This window comes from Culicoidibacter larvae (assembly GCF_005771635.1).
GTDB lineage: Bacteria > Bacillota_I > Bacilli_A > Culicoidibacterales > Culicoidibacteraceae > Culicoidibacter > Culicoidibacter larvae.
On the sequence record NZ_VBWP01000011.1, the window covers coordinates 15,810 to 35,740 of the forward strand.

Below are 19,931 nucleotides of genomic sequence, written 5' to 3' on the forward strand. Positions count from 1 at the left end.
GTTAGTCATGAATAGGATTATTGTTGAGTCGGCTTTTTGGGAACTTTTTCCTGAGGCGGAAATTCAGATTTTAGTAGTGAAGGCTATTGATAATCATGTTGTTGAGGCAAAGAATGATTACTTTGCGGCTCTGCTTGCAGATGGCGCAAATGATGCCGGTCAATATTTGACCGATGCTAATTTCAGCCAAAATAGAGTAGTTGCAGAATGGCGTGAGGCATTTTCTAAGTTTAAGACTAAGAAGGGTGCGCGGGCATCAATTGAGGCGTTATTGAAGCGAGCGAGTCAGGGACATGAGTTTCGGCCGATTAATCCTTTGGTGGATATTTATAATTCGGTTTCGTTGCAATTTGCAGTGCCATGTGGTGGCGAGGATATTGATACGATTGAGGGCGATTTACGTTTAGGTAAAGCGCAGGGTCGCGAAAGCTTTTTGCCACTTGGTGCGGATGCGGATGCGCCGGCATTGCCTGGTGAAATTATCTATTATGATGATGCCGGAGCGATTTGCCGTTGTTTGAATTGGCGTGAGGCGCAGCGGACAATGTTGACTGAGGATACAGTGAATGCGGTGTTGGTGATTGAGGCAATCAATCGCGAGCAGGCTATGCGAGCGCGCGAGGCGGCAGCGAAGATGAAACAGTTGCTTGATGGCTACTTTAATGTCGAGAGCGTTACATATCAGTTGAGTGTTGAAAATCCGGAGATTGTTTTGTAGAAGCGAGGTGCCGATATGGAAGTGAAGCTTTTTGCTAAGGATGATTTAGCATTGGCGGTTCAATTGGTTGATGAACTTTGGGGTGATACTAAGATGGTTTTGCGCGGCCAGCTTGTTGATGTTCATGATGCTGATGGAGCTGTGTTAGTGTACGATGGTGCTGCGATTGCTGGTATATTGACGTATATTATTCTTGAGGATAAATTTGAAATTTTGACTTTTAATAGTTTGATTGAGCATAAGGGTGTTGGCCGCATGCTTATGGATGTCGCGATACAGATTGCTAAAGAAAGTCATTACGATGAAGTCTGGGTGCTGACAACTAATGATAATACTCGGGCATTGAAATTTTATCAGCGCTATGGTTTTGCTTTGGTTCGAGTGAATTTTAATGCACTTGATGCATCGCGCCAACTGAAACCGGAAATTCCGGAGTTTGGTGCTGATAATATTCGTTTGGATCATGAGTTTATTTTAAAATTGGCTCTGGTATGAAGTGAGCGATATTGTATTATAGTACTGACTAAATTGAGGTACCGAAAAGGCGGGCGTTATTATGACGCCCGCCTTTTCGGCATTTTTGGTATAATAAAAAGTGACGGAGGTGGCGATATGAATCAGGACTTGCTGGTAAGGTTGACGGCTGAATGGAAGCCGGTGCCGCTCTATAATATTTGGCGATTAATTGCTTTATCGGAACTTGATGATGCGTTTGAATTGATTTATGCGCAACAGGTTATTGATTATGTACGTGAGCATTTATTTTGTGAGGTTGGTTTTTCGTTTACCGGTAAGCGGGATGATATTGTGCCATGTTATAATGCGATGATACTTGAGGCTTTGTGTAAGTTAGGTTTAGCTGATAGCGAGGAAGTTGAGGTTGCGGTTAATTGGATTCGGCAGTATCAATTTTTTGCGCACGGCGGCATGAGCGAATGGGATGGCCGGGGAATTTTAAAGTATGGCGGTTGCTTGCAGGCAACGCCATGCTATATTGGCGTTGCTAAAACGGTAAAGGCGTTGTTAGTGTATCAGCGCACGGCAAGTAAAGCGGCACCGTGGGTTGCTGAACTGATTGAGAACGGGATGGCAGTTATTAAGCAGCATCAATTTTGTTTTAGGCTTACTAATGGCAAGCCGATTAGTAAGCACATTATGGAAACGGCATTTCCGGCTTCTTATGTGCTGAGTATTAATGAGTTGGCAGAGATTGCTTGGCTGTCAGGAAACAGCAATGATGAGTCGACTGCCAAGATGAAACAGTACTTGCTTGATATTCGTGATGATGCCGGCATGTGGGGTGTTATGTATCAGTATAAGGGCGATGGTTACATTTCTTTTGATGGCGGCAAACGGCAATCTCCTTGGATTACTGATAGATTGAATCGCTTTTTGTTTGCTGAGGAAAGCCTGGGCTAACGAACGGTCTTTCCGCGTGAGACCGTTCGTTAGCTAAGTTTTTACCAAAATATGGTATACTTGTTATATATATGAGGAGCGAGTAGTTTATGCGGGTTAGCAATGAAATGATGAACGATGAGGTACGTAATTTAGGACGCGGTATGCGGCTTTTTAATTTTCGCAATGAGACGATGTTTCGTGGGGCAGCGTGGTTGACGAGAAAAGTGATGCTGGGCAGAACTTCTAAGTTGCTTGATTGCAGTGAGGTGAGTGTGCAGCGAAGCGATGGCAGTTTGCTGCGTTTGTGTGTTTATAAGTCGTTACAAGGCGCTCAGGGAGTTCCTGGTGTGCTTTGGATTCATGGCGGTGGTTATGCAACCGGCGTTCCGGAGATGGATTTGAGCTATTATCAGATGTTGGTTGAGCAGCATAATTGTGTGATTGTTGCACCAGATTATACGCTTTCAATTGATAAGCCGTATCCGGCAGCAATTGATGATTGCTATCTGGCATTGCTTTGGATGAAGCAGCATGCGGATGAGTTAGGTGTTAATGATGAGCAGTTATTCATTATTGGTCGCAGTGCCGGCGGTGGATTGACGGCAGCATTGACGATGCTGGCGCGTGACCGCGGTGAAGTGAATGTTGCTTTTCAAATGCCTATGTATCCGATGCTGGATGATGGTAATGATTCTGCTTCGGCGCAGGATAATACGGCGCCGGTTTGGGATGCTCGCAGCAACGAGTTAGCTTGGAAATTATATTTAGGTGAAGCGTATGGTGCAGATAGGGTGCCACCGCCATATGCGGCGCCGGCACGAGCTGATGATTATCGCAATTTGCCACCGACATATACTTTTGTTGGTACCATTGAACCTTTCTATGACGAGACCCTGCAATATATTGCTGATCTGCAGCAGGCAGGAGTTGAAGCGACGGTCGATACTTATGAAGGTTGTTACCATGCTTTTGATCAATTATGCGCCAATACTGAGATTGGCAAACTGGCAACGAAACGCTGGCTGGAGCAATATAAATATGCTGCTGAGCATTATTTCGCACCACAATTTACTGATGAAAAATAGGAAATCGGCGCTCGCTTAACGAGCACCGATTTTTCTTTTGTCTCTGCCATTGACGGATAGGCAATTTCATACTAAGATAGGGATAAGTATTTTATCACAAAATCATTGTCTTACAATTTTGTCTCTTTTGTTTATCAACAAAAGATGATATAATTTTTATAGTAAAAAGGAGGTTACATTATGCGAAAGTCAGAAGTTACAGCAGAATTTTTAGCCAATATCCAGACGGTTTGGGACGTTGTTACCAATAATATGGATTTTGTTTGGCGCAGCGATCTTGAACGTATTGAAATCACCGGTGAGCATACTTTTATTGAGTATACTAAAGAAGGTTTTAAAACTGAGTTTACTATCACCAATAAAACGCCACATGAATTTTATGCCTTTGATATGAAAAATGAGCGATTCATTGGTTCGTGGTTAGGCGAGTTCAGCGAGACAGAAAATGGCGGAACAATGATTCGGTTTACTGAATATATTGATATTAAAAATCCAATTATTGAATTTTTTTCATACTTTTTCATGAATTTAAAAAAGATTCAGGAACAATATGTTTGCGATTTACGCTTACGATTGGGAGAATAAAGAAAAGCGGCGATGCTTGCATCGCCGCTTTTTTATTTATGATTAATGGCACTGAGCAGTAAAAACATTGGTCGCCGTAATTCATCTTTATATTCCGGATGAACTTTCAACAATTCCGGATCCGGATCCGGCTCAGCAATTGCGGTTAGCTCAAATCCTTGCTGCAACAAAGTGTTGATATAAGTACTCATTGTTTTGTGATATTTTTGTACAGCTTCGCCAAGAAATGATGCAGTACGGACACTTTCATCAAAATAGCGATCAACTGGCCAGAACATCGGCTGCTGATTTTCATCATAATACCAATCTTGTGTGCCTTGGGCAGTGAAAATCGGGTGTTCCGCTGAGAACACAAAATGACCGCCATCGACGAGTGCAGTTTTGATTTTGGCAACAACATCGGCAAATGATTGCACATAGTGGAATGCCAGTGAGCTGATTACAATATCAAAACTATCTGCAGGAAAATCAATATCTTCAATTGCCATTTGTCGGTATTCAACTTGCGGCGCTGTTGTCAGCCGCTGCGCTTCTTTCAGCATATTTGCTGAAAGGTCAATGCCAAGCACCGACTTGGCACCGTGGGCTGCGGCATACTGACAATGCCAGCCAAAGCCGCAGCCTAAATCAAGCACGCGTTTGCCGTTAAAGTCAGGGAGCATCGTTTTCAGCACATGCCATTCACCAGCAGCGGCGAGACCTTTGGTTGAGCGTTCCATTTTGCTGTATTGATCAAAAAAGGCGGGATTATCATATTTATTTTCTTTCATTGAATTCACTGCTTTCTGTATTTATACTAAGTTCAGTGTAGCAAATTTTAGGTAGAATTTCAATTGGTGCAGGATGAATTGCCGAGGCTGTGAAAGCTGGCAAGAGCGGCTCACCTTGGTGAGCTGCTCTTGTTTATTTTATCTATTAATCAAACGGCACTTATGATATAATAGATGCAATGAAAAGTCTAATTATGAATAGAGGTTTCTTGTATGCAATATTTGGCATTCTTTTGTGTTTGCTTTATTATAAGTTCACTGGCAACACCGTTTGTACAACGGATTGCAGTACATATTGGGGCATTAGATTATCCCAATGAGCGAAAAATTCATAAGTCAGTCATTCCGCGGTTAGGTGGATTAGCGATTTTTATCTCGTTTTTATTTGGCTATACTTTTTTTGCTGCTAATTATCAAAATATGGATTTTATTTTAGTTGGGGCAATTATGATTGTGCTAATGGGTATTTTTGATGATATTAAACCGCTTAAGGCTTGGCAGAAGTTTTTAGTGCAGGTTATTGCCGCAGTTATTGTTGTTTATTTTGGGAACTTTGTTGTTTATGATATTGGCTTTTTAGATTTTCAGTTAGTATTTACGCCGGTTTTCGCACAAATCTTTACAGTAGTGTGGATTGTTGGGATTACCAATGCGATTAATTTGATTGATGGGTTAGATGGTTTAGCAGCCGGAATTTCAACCATTAGTTTTGTAACTATCGGTATGCTGGCAATTTTTGATAATTCTCTTGCCGGAGCAACTCTGGTTGCGACGGTGGCGATGATTTTAGCCGGAGCAACGGCGGGATTCTTGGTGTTTAACTTTCCACCGGCTAAGATTTTCATGGGTGATACCGGGGCACAGTTCCTTGGCTTCATGATTGCGATTTTATCAGTATACGGTTATAAACAAGCTGCCTTTGCATCATTTTTGGTACCGATTGTAATCTTGGCAATCCCAATATTGGATACGCTGTTTGCAATTGTCCGCCGGGTTATTAAAAAGCAGTCTTTTGCGACACCGGACCGAGGACATTTGCATCACCGTTTATTGGATTCAACTAAATCACCGCGAATGGCAATTATTTTAATTTATTTAATTGATATTTTATTTTCGTCAACAGCAATTATGTATTCATTTTCACGGTTCTGGGGAACAATATTATTGATTATTTTATTAATTGTCGGAGAAATATTTATTGAATATTTTGGGTTGATTAATGCAAGGTATAGACCGTTGCTGGCAATTGGTGGCAAGGTTTATCAGAAGATAGGAACAGCTGAGCAGAAAGAGGAACGTGCGCATCGACGCCGCATTCAGCAGTTACGCAACCAGCGTAAGCGTGAACAGAAGCGACGCGATTCCAGTAAATAAGGAGGAACTTATGATTAAAATTCAAGAATTACGAAATTTAAAAGACAATACTGAAGTGACAATGCTATATGCATTAGTGGCAAATGTAACAAGTAAGACGGCAGCTAATGGTATTTATTTAGATGTTGATTTACAAGATAGTACCGGAAGCACTGTGGGTAAAGTTTGGCAAGCTACTGAGGAGCAATTACAAATTATTGGTGGCTTTATTGGTAAAATTGTTAATGTTACCGGGGTAAAGGTTACTTATCGTGATCAAATGCAATTAAAAATCAGTAATATTACCGAAGCTGATTCACAAGCTATTGAAATGTTTGTTGAGAGTGCACCAGTTGCGAAGAATGAGTTGCAGGAGTCGATTGAACGCTATATTTTATTAGTTGAAGATCCTACAATGCAACGCATTACCAGAAAACTGATTAGTAAATATAGTGAACAGTTTTATACGCATCCAGCTGCCAGTAAAAATCATCATGAATATATGAGCGGACTTGCTTATCATACTGATTCAATGCTTAAATTGGCTGATGCCATGGCAACTTTATATCCGAGTTTAAATCGTTCTTATTTGTATGCCGGTATTATTTTACACGATTTAGGGAAAGTAATTGAACTTTCCGGACCGGTTTCGCCGACATATACTACAGTCGGAAAATTAATTGGTCATATTAATATTATTGTTAGTGAAATTCACGTGGTTGCTCATGAGCTTGGCTTAAATAGTGAAGCTGAAAATGAATCATTGATGATTCTTGAGCATTTGGTGTTAAGCCACCACGGGAAATATGAATATGGCAGTCCTAAATTGCCAATGATGCGTGAAGCGGAGATTATTCATTATATCGACAATATTGATGCCCGTATGATGATGTTGGATCGAGCGCTCGATGCGACATCACCCGGAGATTTCACCCCAAGAATTTTTGCCTTGGAGAATCGTCAGTTCTACAAACCAAAATCAGAAAACTAATTGTATTGAAGAAATTTGAAGAGATGTCGAGCCGTCGTGCAGACATTTCTTTCTGTTTGAAGTAAGGAGTATATGGATTAATGAGTGATGCAAAACATCGTCTTTTAGACGGATTAAATGCGAATCAGCAACAGGCAGTTTCAACAACAGAGGGCTATGTACGGGTTATTGCCGGTGCCGGTTCGGGGAAGACCAGAGTATTGACGCACCGGGTTGCATATATTGTGGAAGAACACAAGGCATGGCCAAGTGAGATTTTAGCAATTACCTTTACCAATAAAGCAGCAGCTGAGATGCGCGAGCGGATTGATCATTTGCTGCCGGATGATAGCCGCAGTATCTGGATTATGACTTATCATGCACTTTGTGCCCGGATTTTACGAATGAATATTGATGCTTTGGGTTATCCGCGTGATTTTATTATTTTAGATAGTGACGACCAAAAGCAGGTATTAAAAAATATTTATGCGGAATTACATATTGATATTAAGGAAATACCATATAATTTTGCTTTAAGTCATATATCAAACAGTAAGATGGATTTAATTAATCCTAAAGACGCTGAGGCAAGCGCAACATTTCCTTTGGAAGTGAAGCTGGCGTCCATATATAAGGCGTATGTGAAGTATTTGACTGCTCAGAAAGTTTTGGATTTTGATGACTTACTGTTATTTACTTATAAACTTTTAAAAGAAAATGCTGAAGTATTAGCACAGTATCAACGTAAATTTAAATATATTCACGTGGACGAGTTTCAAGATACCAATGGTATTCAATTTGAAATTGTTAAGATGTTAAGCGGTATGCATGAAAACTTATGTATTGTTGGTGATCCTGACCAGGCAATTTATGGCTGGCGTGGCGCTGATCCGAAAATTATTCTCGACTTTGAACAGTACTTTAAAGGCGTTCAGACAATCATTTTGGATCGCAACTACCGTTCAACGCAATCAATTTTAAATGCGGCGAATAAGTTGATTGAGCATAACCGTGACCGAGTGAAGAAAGACTTACAGGCGCATCATGGTATGGGTGAGGCAGTTAGTTTTTTTGAAGCAGCTGACGATACTCAGGAGGCGCAATATGTTGCGCATACCATTGACCAGTTGCTTGCTGAACATGGTAATGGTATTTTAAATGATATTGCCGTGTTGTATCGCTCAAACTACTTATCTCGAATATTGGAGACGACTTTAATTGATGCCCATATACCATACCGGATTTATGGCGATATTCGATTTTATGAACGTAAAGAAATCAAAGATATGATTTCATACTTACGTTTAATCCATAATCCAAATGATGATTTAGCTTTTAACCGGGTTGTTAATGAACCAAAACGTGGCATTGGTCCAAAAGCGATGTCAGTGCTTGCTGATTATGCTGAGGCAAATAATTGCTCACGATTTGAATGTTTGGCTAATATTGATGCTTTGGGCTTCACGCCGAAGGTACGCAAAGCCTTGAGTGAGTTTGCTGAGGTTATTATAGAGCTGCATGAGCTCCAAGCAACCAAGTCACTTGCTGATATTTTTGCTGAAGTATACCAAAGAAGTGGATATAAGGACATGTTGACAGCAGATCCGCAAAATCAATCGCGGGTTGAGAACATTAACGCTTTAGAAACATCGCTGAAAGAACTGGATACCCAAGAGAGTGATGATGACACTTCTAAGTTAGCTGCTTATTTGCAGGATATAGCATTATATACTAGCCAGGATGATGATCAAAATGATGATGGTGTAACCTTAATGACGGTACATAGCGCCAAAGGATTAGAATTTGATTATGTTTTTATTTATGGTATGAATGACGCTGTCTTTCCGTCAAAACGTTCGCTTGAAGAAGGTAATATTGAAGAAGAGCGACGGCTCGCATATGTAGCAATGACAAGGGCTAAGAAGCAATTATACATTACCGCATCAGCGGGTTATAACTTTATTTCCAAAATGACTAAAGTACCATCGTTATTCCTTAATGAAGCTGGACTTTGGGAAGGAAACCAATACAAAAATGAAAGAATAATACAAAAACCATTGGAAACTTTCAAGAAAAATGATAGAATACAGAATATAGAAGTAAGCACTGATTTTAAAACCGGTCAAAAAGTCACCCATAACAAATATGGTGATGGAATAATAGTGAGTTTAGATGGTGATTTAGGCACAATTGCATTTGCAAAACCCCATGGAATTAAAACGATTGTGGTGTCACATCAATTTCTTAAGATAAAGGAGTAATATTAAATGAACAAACGCGTATTAATAGTGGAGGATGAGACAAACCTAGCCCGATTTATTGAATTGGAATTGACCTTTCAAGGCTTTGTTGTTGAAAAAGTAGTTGAAGGCAATGCTGCGCTTGAAAAGATTGCTGAAACAAATTACAACATGATTATTTTAGATTCGGATCTTCCGGGAGAATTACAAGGTGTGGATGTATTGAAAAAATTCCGCGCTGCTCAAGGTGATGTTGCTTTAGCAATTATGTTTTCAGAAAATATGACTGATGCTGATGAAATTGAAACTTTAGATGCCGGAGCGGATTTATTATTACGTAAACCATTTGAAATTAATTTATTAATGGCACATATACGCGCAATGTTACGTCGAATTAAAGAATTGACCCATGAAGGAGCAATGCTGACATATAAAGATATTACTATTAATACTAGTACTTACCAAATTTTCATTGATGATGAAGAAAAACACTTAACTCGTAAAGAGTATGAGTTATTGTTATTCTTGATTCATAATAAAGGCAGTGCATGTTCACGCCAAAAAATTATGGAAGAGGCATGGGGTGAAGACTTCCATGACGATACCAATAGCGTGGATGTATATGTCCGCTATATTCGTATGAAACTAGGGAAAGACTATATCCGCACCGTGCGCAGTGTTGGATACTACGTTGATTAAAAAGGGAAAACCGTCATCTTATTAAGATGACGGTTTTTTGTATATTGATAATCTTATAATAGTATGTGTGAGGTGATTGAATGATATACGAAATTCTAATGTATCAGTTGTATGAAAATCAAGGTTCTGACTTTCATGAAATTATGATTTCGGAAAGTTTGCCATTACATAAACAGTGGAATATTGATGTAGTTTATGCTGCAAACTCTCTTGCAGATAGTGATAATTATATTTTGGTTAGGCGATTTGCTGATAGCTTTGCATACAAGCAAGTGTTATCAGATTTTTATGATTCAGCAGCGTGGCGAAGTGAAGTGCGAAATAAAATTGTAAGTCGTATTAAACTTTCAACTACAGTGGTATTGGATGAAACGGATTTTTTGAAACAAATGTGTGGTTGAGAAAAAGCCGACCGCTTGAAGCAGTCGGCTTTTTATTTTTCTCCTAAAATCTCAGTTTGGCGTTTTTTAGAAAGACTTGCAAGAATAAGCTGATACGCTTCATCTAGGCATTCTTTGATGAAGTCTTGGGAAATGTCACTTTCTAGCATAATCGTGTTCCAGTGCACTTTGTTCATGTAGTAACCGGGAATTACTTGGTCCGGATAAAGTTCACGGTAAGCAATGCCGTGTTCCGGCGAGAGTTTCAGGGTTAAGATATCATTACCGACATTATCCTGACCGTAGAAAGCAAACATTTTATTATCAATCATCAGTTTGTTTGCTTGCCACTCAGTTTGAAATTCTTCTTGTGCACCTGGTTTTTGTAAACAGTAATCGCTAATCCATTGGTAGCTCATCAAAATCACTCCTTTGTTACTTTTAGTATAACAGGTTGGTGGCAGTGGTTATTGTATAAAAGCGACAAAAAGGCGCAGGTTAATCCCGAGCGTTTTTCTTATTTTTTATCCCTCATCTGTTTACGCAGTTCAATATATTGTTGGTATTGGGCTGCGAGCGCTTTTTCATATTTACCGGAGCGGTGTTCATCGAAGTTGATATATTCGGTACCGGCAAGTTCATTAGGAAGATATTGAGTTATCAGCCAAGAATCTTTGTCACCCCAGTTATATTGTTCTGATTTTGGTAAGTTAACCGGTTGTAATTTTATTGGATCCGGAACGTCGTAGACTTTGCCGGCATCCATGTCAGCTTTTACACGAGCAACTGCTTCGTAGGCAGTGCGTGATTTCGGGCTGAGCGCGAGGTCGACAACGGCGACTGAGAGTGGAATGATGGCTTCAGGGAAGCCAACGCGTTTGGCGACATCAATGGCGCTAACCGTCCGTGCGGCGGCCTGGGGGTTGCCGAGGCCGACGTCTTCGTAAGCCATGACCAGCAGGCGGCGTTCGAGCGCTTCGAGGTCTTCGGTGATAGCGAAGCGGGCGAGCCAGTAGAGGGCGGCATTGACGTCGCTGCCGCGGATTGATTTTTGCATGGCTGAGAGCAAGTTGTAGAAGTTTTCACCGTTCTTATCGTAAAGGACGTTGGGACGGCCAACAAGTTCTTCAACCAGGTCGAGCGTTATTTGGTTATCGACACTTGCATAGCAGAGGGTTTCCAGCAGATTGAGCGCGGTGCGTAAGTCACCGTTAGCAAAACTGGCAATGCTATGGGCTGCGTCGTCTTGCAGGGTGATGTTAAGTTCAGCAAGTGCTTGGTCTTCCGCTAATGTTTTATAGAGGAAGGGAACAATGTCGTCAACGTTAAGTTGGCGAAAGCCAAAGAGTTGGCAACGGCTACGGATAGCCGGATTTACCGAATGGAATGGATTGACGGTTGTCATACCTATTACAATCAGCAATCCTGATTCCATGTGTGGCAAGAGCAGCTCTTGTTTATCTTTGTTGAGACGATGGATTTCGTCGATGATAAAGAGCAGGTTGCCAGCAACTTCTGCTATCTTAATGGTGGAAACGATGTCGGCTTTGTTCATTGAAACCGCATTGAGAGCGACACTTTCGATAGCAAACTTTTGTGCCAAAAGCCGGGCAAAGGTTGTCTTACCGGTGCCGGGCGGACCATATAATATCATTGAAAATAGCCGGTCTTGTTCAATCAACCGGCGAAGTGGCTTATTTGGTGCCAATAAATGTTTTTGGCCAACAATATCATCTAATGTTTGTGGGCGCATTCTGGCAGCAAGGGGAGCAGAGATTTCCATTGCTCGTGCCTCCTATTCAGCTTTGTATATAAGTATATTATAATGCATCTTATGCGAAACGACAATAAGTGGGCAGTTTTTCTTGTTTTAGTGAATTTTTTGAAAAAGAGGATGGCTTGGCTATCCTCTTTTTCTGAGCTTTTTTCCGTCAAATTAAGACATTTGCAAGGGTTTTTGATATAATAGGAAGGAAACTTATATAGAAATGGAAGTTATACGATGAAGGGTAAAGTAGTCGTTGGAATGAGTGGCGGCGTTGATTCAAGTGTCGCAGCTTATTTATTGAAACAACAAGGATATGAAGTGATTGGTGTCTTCATGAAAAATTGGGACTCAGCACTAAATAATGATGTAAAAGGAAATCCGGAAGTGAATCAACCGGTTTGTCAGGCCGAGCTTGATTATCAAGATGTGCAGGCAGTATGCGCGCAGATTGGTATTGAGTGCCAGATGGTTGATTTTGTTGAGGAATACTGGCAAAAGGTGTTCCAATACTTCTTGGACGAATATAAACGCTATCGCACGCCGAATCCGGATGTGATGTGTAATAAGGAAATAAAGTTCAAAGCATTTTTGCATCATGCATATAATTTGGGCGCTGATTATTTGGCAACCGGACATTATGCACGAACTGAACATAAAGACGGGCACACATATTTGTTGCGCGGCCTTGATTCAAATAAGGATCAAAGTTATTTCTTATCACAGTTGACTGAGGAACAAATTGAGCGGGTGCTTTTTCCGCTAGGCGGCATGGAGAAACCGGAAGTTCGGCGGATTGCCGAAGAGGCGGGACTGGCAACAGCGAAGAAAAAAGATAGCACCGGTATTTGTTTTATTGGTGAGCGTGATTTTAAAGAGTTCTTACAAAACTATTTACCGGCGCAGCCTGGTAAAATGATGACTTTTGAAGGTGAAGAAAAAGGCGACCATATTGGTTTGATGTATTATACTATCGGCCAGCGCAATGGTCTGAATATTGGCGGTGCCGGCGGACCATGGTTTGTTGCCGGGAAAAACATCAAGGATAATATTTTGTATGTTGCTAATAGTGATGATGAAGAAAAACTTTATAGCACATCTAGTATTATTACCGATATGAATTGGTATGGTGAAAAAGCTAATCGCGCTTGTGCTGCTAAGTTCCGTTATCGTCAAAAAGATATTGCGGTACGGGTTGAATGGATAGATGATACTACTTTGGAAGTTTTTTATGATGAGCCGGTAAAGGCAGTAACTCCAGGGCAAGCAGCTGTTTTCTATGATGGTGAAGTGATGCTTGGTGGCGGGATTATTGATGAGGTTCGTAAAGACGGCACCAAATTATGGTATGTCTGATTTTTTTGATTGAAAGTAGGTAGAGAGGCGCGTTAGGCGCGACTCTCTACCAAAAATTTCCTCGAAAGGTGCGAATATGGAAGAAGCTTTGTTTGTTAAGGGCATGTATTTGCAAACTATTTTCTTTAATGAGAGCAATAGTTATCATGTCGGGCGTATTCAGATTCTTGAGACCAATCAACCTGAGTTCGTTGACAAAATTGGCACATCACTGATGGTGGTGGGCTTTTTTCCTATTTTAGCCGAGGATGAGGAGTATCGTTTTTTTGGTACGGTTGTGACGCATGAGAAGTATGGGATGCAGTATCAGGTGACTTCTTATCAGAGCGAGCTGCCGGAAGGGCGAGCGGGGGTTATTTCGTATTTGTCGAGTGGGTTGTTCCGCGGTATTGGTGAGAAGACTGCGACTGCTATTGCCGATCATTTAGGTGACGAGGCGATTGAGAAAATTATTGATAGTGCTGAGGTGCTTTATGATTTACCGATAGGTCGTTGGAACCGTGATAAGGCTCATGAACTGCATGATCAGTTACGTGAACATCATGGTTTGGAGAAGGTACTGGCTTATTTGACGAGCCATGGTTTTACCACTAAGATGGCAATGAAGATTTATAATCAGTATCATGAAGCGACTTTTGATAAGATTAATGAGAATCCATATCAGATTGCTTCTGATGTCGATGGTATTGGTTTTGCTAAGGTGGATGCTTTTGCTCAGACAATTGGTTTTGATAAACATCATCCTAAGCGGATTGAGCAAGCAATTTTATATGTAATTTCACGGCATTGTATGCAGAACGGTGATACTTGCATAAATGGTGAGCAGATTTTTGATTTGTTGTATAAGCAGTTAAATATTGATGTGAGCCGAAGTGAGATTTTGGCACAGATTGAAGCGTTGGTAGAAAGCGGGAAAGTTATTCGGATTGCCGATTTATTGACGCTGCCGATTTTCTTTTATGCTGAGGTTGGCATTGAACGCCAAATTAGTTATTATCAGCAGGCGAGTACGTTGGAAGCAGTTAGTGACTTGCAGTTCAGTAAGATACGGAAGCGCACAGAAAAGGCGTTTGGTATTGTCTATGCTGATTTGCAGGTTGAAGCAATGCGGATGGCACTTGAGAATCCGGTTTGCATTTTAACCGGCGGTCCGGGTACCGGAAAGACGACGGTTATTCGCGGTATTTTAAATGCCTTGTTTCATATCTATCATTTGGATGCGGATGAGATTGCTGAGGCTGGTGAGAAGGCTGAAATTCAGTTGCTGGCACCAACCGGACGGGCTGCCAAACGGATGAGTGAATCGACCGGCTTTCATGCCCAGACGATTCACCGCTTTTTGAAATGGGATAAACATGAGGATCGTTTTTTTCATAATGATGAGAATCCGATTGAGGATGTAAACATGATTATTGTTGATGAGAGTTCAATGATGGATGTTTGGTTGATGAATGCTTTGTTGCGTTCATTGCCAAATTTGCAGCATTTGATTTTGGTTGGCGATGCTGATCAGTTACCTTCGGTGCAGCCGGGGAATGTGTTGTATGATTTGTTGCAGATTGATTCAATTCCTAAGGTGTCGCTGAATATGGTTTTCCGTCAGGCAAAGGAATCAACGATTATTAATATTGCTCATCATATTCGTACCGGTACAATTGATGGTGAGTTATTTGAGAAGAAGCATGATTATTCATTTATTCCAACGAATACAATGACAACTTCTAAAGCAATCGCCAAGATCTGCGAGAATGCTTTGAGCAAGGGGTATCGTGAGACCGATATTCAGGTATTGGCGCCTATGTATAAGGGATCGGCAGGGATTAATCAGTTGAATGCTGATTTGCAGGAAGTGTTTAATCCGGCAGATGATGAAAAGAATGAGGCGGTCATTTACCAAGTGACCTATCGTGAGCGCGATAAAGTGTTGCAGTTGAAGAATATGCCAGATGTCAATGTTTTTAATGGTGATATCGGAACGATTTACCGAATTGAGCATACAGTTGATGAATTCGGTGTGGAGTCAGCGACGTTTGAAATCCATTTTGATGAGAATGTTGTCTTATACTCGCAGTCAGATATGGATATGATTCAGTTAGCATATTGCATTTCAATTCATAAGTCGCAAGGTAGCGAGTTTCCGATTGTGATTGTGCCGGTATTACAGAGCTATTCAATTATGTTATATCGCAAGTTGATTTATACAGCGATTACCAGAGCGAAGCAGTCTTTGATTGTTTGCGGTGAAATGGATGCTTATAAACTGGCAATTAATCGCGATTCTACACATAAGCGGCAGACTTTATTACAGGATATGTTTAAGAGCAGTGAGGCAGCAACGGACGAGGGTAAGAGTCTTGTTGGTGCGCCAATTGTTGATGAAGATATTCCATTTGATTCGATTGGTGAGATGGGTATGGAAAATGTCACACCGTATGATTTTCTGGAAGGTGATATTTCATGGTAGAGGATATTAAAAGCAGTTTTTATGCAGCTTCCAATCAAGCACAGGCGACGGCGATGGAAGATTATTTGCGAAATCTGTTTCCTTTTTTAGGAATCGCGGCGCCATTGCGCAAGCAATTGCAAAAGCCGTTTATTACTGCTGCAAAGCAGTTGGATATAGAAGCACTAAAGCAAGTTATCACCGAGTTGTATGTATTGCCGGAGCGAGAGTTTCAGTATGCTGCGATTGATATTGCGGTTGCTAACACAAAGCGCTTTTCTTATAATGATATTGTCTGGCTGTATCAGTTTATTGATGACAAGCCTTGGTGGGAAAGTGTTGATTCATTGCGGAAGGTTTTTGAAGTTTGGTGTTTGAATAATTATGAATTATTTCCGCAAGTTATGTCCGACCTATCAACAAGCGCTTCATTTTGGCGCCGCCGGGTAGCAATTACAATGCAGTTGAAGTATAAGGATAAGCTTGATACTGAGTGGTTGACTCAGGTGATATTGGCTGATCGTTTAACTGAAGAGTTTTTTATTCAGAAGGCAATTGGATGGTCGTTACGGGAGTATAGCAAAGTTAATAGCCCTTGGGTTATTGATTTTGTGGCTAGTAACCAGTTATCGCCTTTGGCGTCACGGGAAGCTTTTAAAATAATTAATAAGAGGAGCAAGATAAATGATTAGTTTGGCCTACGGCTATTGTGATATGGATTTTGGTATTGTGCTTTTAGATCGCGGCGATGGTACCGGTTCAAAATATACATTTGGTTCAAAAGAGGAAATGCATACCGCTATGGAGCAGGGCGGCTGGTTGAAAACAGCTAGTAAGCCTTTGATTATTGGTTTAATTGTTGTGATTGCAATTTTTGTGTTGTTGCATGTTCTTGAAAGTTTGAGTATTAATGATATAAACACTGCATGGTTGAACCGGGTTTATGTGAATAATATTGTTGCGGTTATCATTATTATTGTATCGTTGATTATTGGCATTACTATTGCTTCAATTGCCATCCATATTTCTTTGAATCATCATCGCCAGTTGGTTGATATGCTTGATAACAGTAATTCAAATCGGTATGATTTTAAGATTGATCGTGATTTGAAAAATATTGTAACTATTAAAAAACATCGTTCTAATCAGTGGTTTACTTGGATTGGTTTATTTTTAGCATTAGCATTCGTTGTTTTTTTGCTGGCAGTTATTTTATTCTATACCACTGAATATTCGGTTGGCGGCATGATTGTATTCAGTTTGTTCAGCAATATTTTGGTGGTTTCATTTATGATGGTTTTGTATTATACCAGATATAAGATGCGAAATTATCATTTGCAGACACCGACGATGTGGAAATAGGAAAAAGCAATCTCCTCGGAGATTGCTTTTTTAATGGATTTATTTTAATGCATTTTAGTATGTGAAATAGTGCATTGTTGATACAATATGAAGTGGAAAAGGGGTTGTTGAAACATGTACGCACATTTTAAGAAAATAATTAGTGAGGTTCATCAGGGAAATCCGGTGATTTTAAGAAGTGCAACCGAACAATACACTTTATATGCAGCAGAGCATATTAATAAAATTGCTATTGCTGATACTAGCAGCAAAATATATGTGGTTATTGGCACTGAACAACAAAAATTAACTGATGAGCAATCGGAACATTTAGAGCGGATACTTACTGCAATTGACGAGACTAAACGTGGAAGCGAAGGACTATTGTTAGCGAAAGCAAATGCGGGAATTAAAGACTTTCAACTGCCGGAAGCGGCAATTACTTTATGTGAGTTAGCTGACTTTGATCAAATTGCACTTTTGATTGCTGATCCGGTTATTGACGCTGATATACCACAGGTCAGTTTAGAAGAAGTTGTAAATTATCAAAAGACAACAAAACAACTGGTTCATGCTGAAGTAAAAACTCAACTGCCAACCCAGTATGGAACTTTTGATATTATTGCTTATAGTGATGAAATTGAGGGTAAAGAATATGTTGCATTGGTGAAGGGCGATGTTAGTGGCGGCGAAAATGTTATGGTGCGGTTACACTCTGAGTGTTTGACTGGTGATATATTTGGTTCAAAACGTTGTGATTGCGGTGAGCAACTGCATCGCTCGCTTGAAGAAATTGAAGCGAACGGCAATGGCGTGCTGCTTTATTTACGTCAAGAAGGGCGTGGCATCGGTCTGGTAAATAAGCTAAAAGCTTATAATTTACAGCAACAAGGGTTTGATACCGTGGAGGCAAATCATAAACTTGGATTTGCTGATGATTTACGCGATTATGCCGTGGCTGCCCAAATTATTCGTGACTTAAAAATCAAATCGGTAGCATTGTTGACTAATAATCCAAGCAAAATTGAAGGGTTACAAAAGTATGGTATTCAAGTGAATGGCAGAGCTGAAATTGAGATTCATGCTAATGAACAGAATATTCGCTATTTAAAAACTAAGAAAGAAAAAATGGGTCATTTGTTGAAACAAGTGTTCTAAGCAAAAGTCCGGGAGCTTGCTCCCGGGCTTTTTATCTTTCACATGAAAAAGTTTGCAGAATCAGAAATTTTTGTCAGGTATGGCTATGATATAATGAAAGCAGAATTGAAACGAGGAGTTGTTAGATTATGGGACGTTTTCCAGAAGACTTTTTATGGGGTGGCGCAACTGCTGCCAATCAGTATGAAGGTGGATATGATGTGGGTGGCAAAGGACTATCAACCGCAGATACTATGCCGGGCGGTAAAATCCGTATGCAAGTGATGTTCAGTCCGGAGTTTAATTGGCAAATTGAACCCGACAAATATAAATATCCGAATCATTTTGGTATTGATGGCTATCATCGTTATAAAGAAGATATTGCGCTTTTTGCGAAGATGGGTTTTAAATGTTACAGGCTATCAATTTCATGGGCACGAATTTTTCCTAATGGTGATGATTTAGTGCCAAATGAGGAAGGGCTGGCGTATTATGATGCAGTGTTTGATGAATTGGCTAAATACAATATTGAACCGATAGTAACAATCTCTCATTATGAGATGCCATTACACTTGGTTAAGGAGTATGGCGGCTGGGCTAATCGCAAATTAGTTGCTTTCTTTGAGCGTTATGCGCAGGTCATTTTAGATCGCTATCATGAAAAAGTAAAATATTGGCTGACGTTTAATGAAATTAATAGTGCCTTCCATTTCCCAATGTTATCAATGGGACTTGCAGGTGATGCGGCAAGAGATATGGGAACTGTATTTCAGGCGTTCCATCATCAATTTGTGGCTGCTGCCCGGGTTGTGAAGTATGCGCATGAACTTGATCCAGAGTTATTAATTGGGTGTATGACATTATATGCAACATCATATGCTGCGGACTGCAATCCGGTGAATGTGCTTGCAAATGAGCAACAGAAAGAAGAAATGAACTATTTCTGTACCGATGTTCAAGCACGCGGTGAATATCCGGCTTACACAGACCGTTTATTCAAAAAATATGGTGTTGAGAGTTTAGAAGTTGAAGAAGGCGATTTAGAAGTTATGTTCGAAAATCCGGTTGACTTCATTTCATTTAGCTACTATATGTCGTTTGTTGTGAATGTAACCGATCCCGAAGCTGCTAAAGCTGCCGGGAATTTGATGGATGGTATTCGTAATCCATTCTTAAAAGCCAGCGATTGGGGCTGGCAAATCGATCCGCTTGGATTACGAATTGCGTTGAATGAGCTTTACAATCGATATGAATTGCCGTTAATCATTGTTGAAAATGGACTTGGTGCTTATGACGAACCGGATGCAAATTTCGTAGTCAATGATGACTACCGAATTGACTATCTGCGCGAGCATATTGAAGCAATGGCAGATGCAATTGAAGACGGTGTTGAATTATTTGGATACACGCCATGGGGATGCATTGATATTGTTTCGGCATCAACCGGTGAGATGAGTAAACGTTATGGCTTCATATATGTTGATCTTGACGATGAAGGCAACGGTACCGCAAATCGCTATGAGAAAAAATCATTTGACTGGTATAAACAAGTTATTGCCAGCAATGGTGAAAATTTGAAATAGTTTTTTAGAGAAGTTTGAAAACCCGGGGCGCTCAGGTGCCCCGGGTTTTGTCGTTTTTAGTAAAAGAATCAATGGTAAAATAAATATCAGATAGGAGTGGAGTTT

General features: G+C 40.4%; 19 protein-coding genes. 16 read left to right on the top strand and 3 right to left on the bottom strand.

Features of this window, described 5'->3' with window-relative positions; genetic code table 11:
* The first annotated feature begins 7 nt into the window (after positions 1-7).
* The 5 genes from FEZ08_RS10545 (at position 8) to FEZ08_RS10565 (ending at position 3,789) form a co-directional block, all read left to right on the top strand.
* Positions 8-718: a B3/B4 domain-containing protein gene (locus FEZ08_RS10545; RefSeq protein WP_138192156.1), complete on the top strand. Its 711-nt coding sequence runs from the start codon at positions 8-10 to the stop codon at positions 716-718.
* Between the two features lie 15 nt (positions 719-733).
* The gene (locus FEZ08_RS10550; protein WP_138192158.1) at positions 734-1,213 is read left to right on the top strand and encodes a GNAT family N-acetyltransferase; all 480 of its coding nucleotides are present in this window, start codon (positions 734-736) and stop codon (positions 1,211-1,213) included.
* 117 nt (positions 1,214-1,330) lie between these two features.
* The gene (locus FEZ08_RS10555; RefSeq protein WP_138192160.1) at positions 1,331-2,137 is read left to right on the top strand and encodes a hypothetical protein; all 807 of its coding nucleotides are present in this window, start codon (positions 1,331-1,333) and stop codon (positions 2,135-2,137) included.
* A gap of 89 nt (positions 2,138-2,226) precedes the next feature.
* Positions 2,227-3,204, top strand: a complete 978-nt coding sequence (locus FEZ08_RS10560; RefSeq protein WP_199288078.1) for an alpha/beta hydrolase — start codon at positions 2,227-2,229, stop codon at positions 3,202-3,204.
* Positions 3,205-3,384: 180 nt separating this feature from the next.
* Positions 3,385-3,789 carry a hypothetical protein gene (locus FEZ08_RS10565; RefSeq protein WP_138192162.1) on the top strand — a complete coding sequence of 135 codons (405 nt, stop codon included), beginning with the start codon at positions 3,385-3,387 and terminating at the stop codon, positions 3,787-3,789.
* Between the two features lie 32 nt (positions 3,790-3,821).
* Here FEZ08_RS10565 and FEZ08_RS10570 read toward each other — a convergent pair whose 3' ends face one another.
* Positions 3,822-4,559, bottom strand: coding sequence for a class I SAM-dependent methyltransferase (locus FEZ08_RS10570; protein ID WP_138192164.1), 738 nt, complete (start codon positions 4,557-4,559; stop codon positions 3,822-3,824).
* Between the two features lie 213 nt (positions 4,560-4,772).
* Here FEZ08_RS10570 and FEZ08_RS10575 point away from each other — a divergent pair, with 213 nt between their 5' ends.
* The 5 genes from FEZ08_RS10575 to FEZ08_RS10595 all read left to right on the top strand — a co-directional run bounded on the left by FEZ08_RS10575 (position 4,773) and on the right by FEZ08_RS10595 (position 10,222).
* Positions 4,773-5,933 (top strand): MraY family glycosyltransferase, encoded by a 1,161-nt coding sequence (locus FEZ08_RS10575; RefSeq protein WP_138192166.1) that lies wholly within the window; start codon positions 4,773-4,775, stop codon positions 5,931-5,933.
* A gap of 10 nt (positions 5,934-5,943) precedes the next feature.
* Entirely contained in the window at positions 5,944-6,903 is a 960-nt protein-coding gene (locus FEZ08_RS10580; protein WP_199288079.1) for an HD domain-containing protein, read from the top strand.
* An 80-nt stretch (positions 6,904-6,983) separates the two neighbouring features.
* Positions 6,984-9,143 (top strand): ATP-dependent helicase, encoded by a 2,160-nt coding sequence (locus FEZ08_RS10585; protein ID WP_138192168.1) that lies wholly within the window; start codon positions 6,984-6,986, stop codon positions 9,141-9,143.
* Positions 9,144-9,149: 6 nt separating this feature from the next.
* On the top strand, positions 9,150-9,821 hold the full coding sequence (locus FEZ08_RS10590; RefSeq protein ID WP_138192170.1) for a response regulator transcription factor: 672 nt from the start codon (positions 9,150-9,152) through the stop codon (positions 9,819-9,821).
* A gap of 80 nt (positions 9,822-9,901) precedes the next feature.
* On the top strand, positions 9,902-10,222 hold the full coding sequence (locus FEZ08_RS10595; RefSeq protein ID WP_138192172.1) for an NIPSNAP family protein: 321 nt from the start codon (positions 9,902-9,904) through the stop codon (positions 10,220-10,222).
* Positions 10,223-10,254: 32 nt separating this feature from the next.
* Here the strand turns inward: FEZ08_RS10595 and FEZ08_RS10600 are convergent, their stop codons facing one another.
* On the bottom strand, positions 10,255-10,620 hold the full coding sequence (locus FEZ08_RS10600) for an MmcQ/YjbR family DNA-binding protein (RefSeq protein ID WP_138192174.1): 366 nt from the start codon (positions 10,618-10,620) through the stop codon (positions 10,255-10,257).
* Between the two features lie 98 nt (positions 10,621-10,718).
* A complete protein-coding gene (locus FEZ08_RS10605; RefSeq protein WP_138192176.1) occupies positions 10,719-11,984 on the bottom strand; it encodes a replication-associated recombination protein A in 1,266 nt (421 codons plus the stop codon).
* A gap of 219 nt (positions 11,985-12,203) precedes the next feature.
* On the opposite strand from FEZ08_RS10605, the gene mnmA reads away from it, so the two are divergent.
* The 6 genes from mnmA to FEZ08_RS10635 all read left to right on the top strand — a co-directional run bounded on the left by mnmA (position 12,204) and on the right by FEZ08_RS10635 (position 19,826).
* On the top strand, positions 12,204-13,322 hold the full coding sequence (gene mnmA / locus FEZ08_RS10610) for a tRNA 2-thiouridine(34) synthase MnmA (RefSeq protein WP_138192178.1): 1,119 nt from the start codon (positions 12,204-12,206) through the stop codon (positions 13,320-13,322).
* Positions 13,323-13,398: 76 nt separating this feature from the next.
* Positions 13,399-15,786, top strand: coding sequence for an SF1B family DNA helicase RecD2 (gene recD2 / locus FEZ08_RS10615; RefSeq protein WP_138192180.1), 2,388 nt, complete (start codon positions 13,399-13,401; stop codon positions 15,784-15,786).
* Positions 15,780-16,457, top strand: coding sequence for a DNA alkylation repair protein (locus FEZ08_RS10620; protein ID WP_138192182.1), 678 nt, complete (start codon positions 15,780-15,782; stop codon positions 16,455-16,457). Before recD2 ends, FEZ08_RS10620 begins: the two co-directional genes overlap by 7 nt.
* Positions 16,450-17,127, top strand: coding sequence for a hypothetical protein (locus FEZ08_RS10625; protein WP_138192184.1), 678 nt, complete (start codon positions 16,450-16,452; stop codon positions 17,125-17,127). Before FEZ08_RS10620 ends, FEZ08_RS10625 begins: the two co-directional genes overlap by 8 nt.
* A 114-nt stretch (positions 17,128-17,241) precedes the next feature.
* Positions 17,242-18,264, top strand: coding sequence for a GTP cyclohydrolase II (gene ribA / locus FEZ08_RS10630; protein WP_138192186.1), 1,023 nt, complete (start codon positions 17,242-17,244; stop codon positions 18,262-18,264).
* Between the two features lie 128 nt (positions 18,265-18,392).
* Positions 18,393-19,826, top strand: a complete 1,434-nt coding sequence (locus tag FEZ08_RS10635) for a glycoside hydrolase family 1 protein (RefSeq protein ID WP_138192188.1) — start codon at positions 18,393-18,395, stop codon at positions 19,824-19,826.
* Positions 19,827-19,931 lie beyond the last annotated feature (105 nt).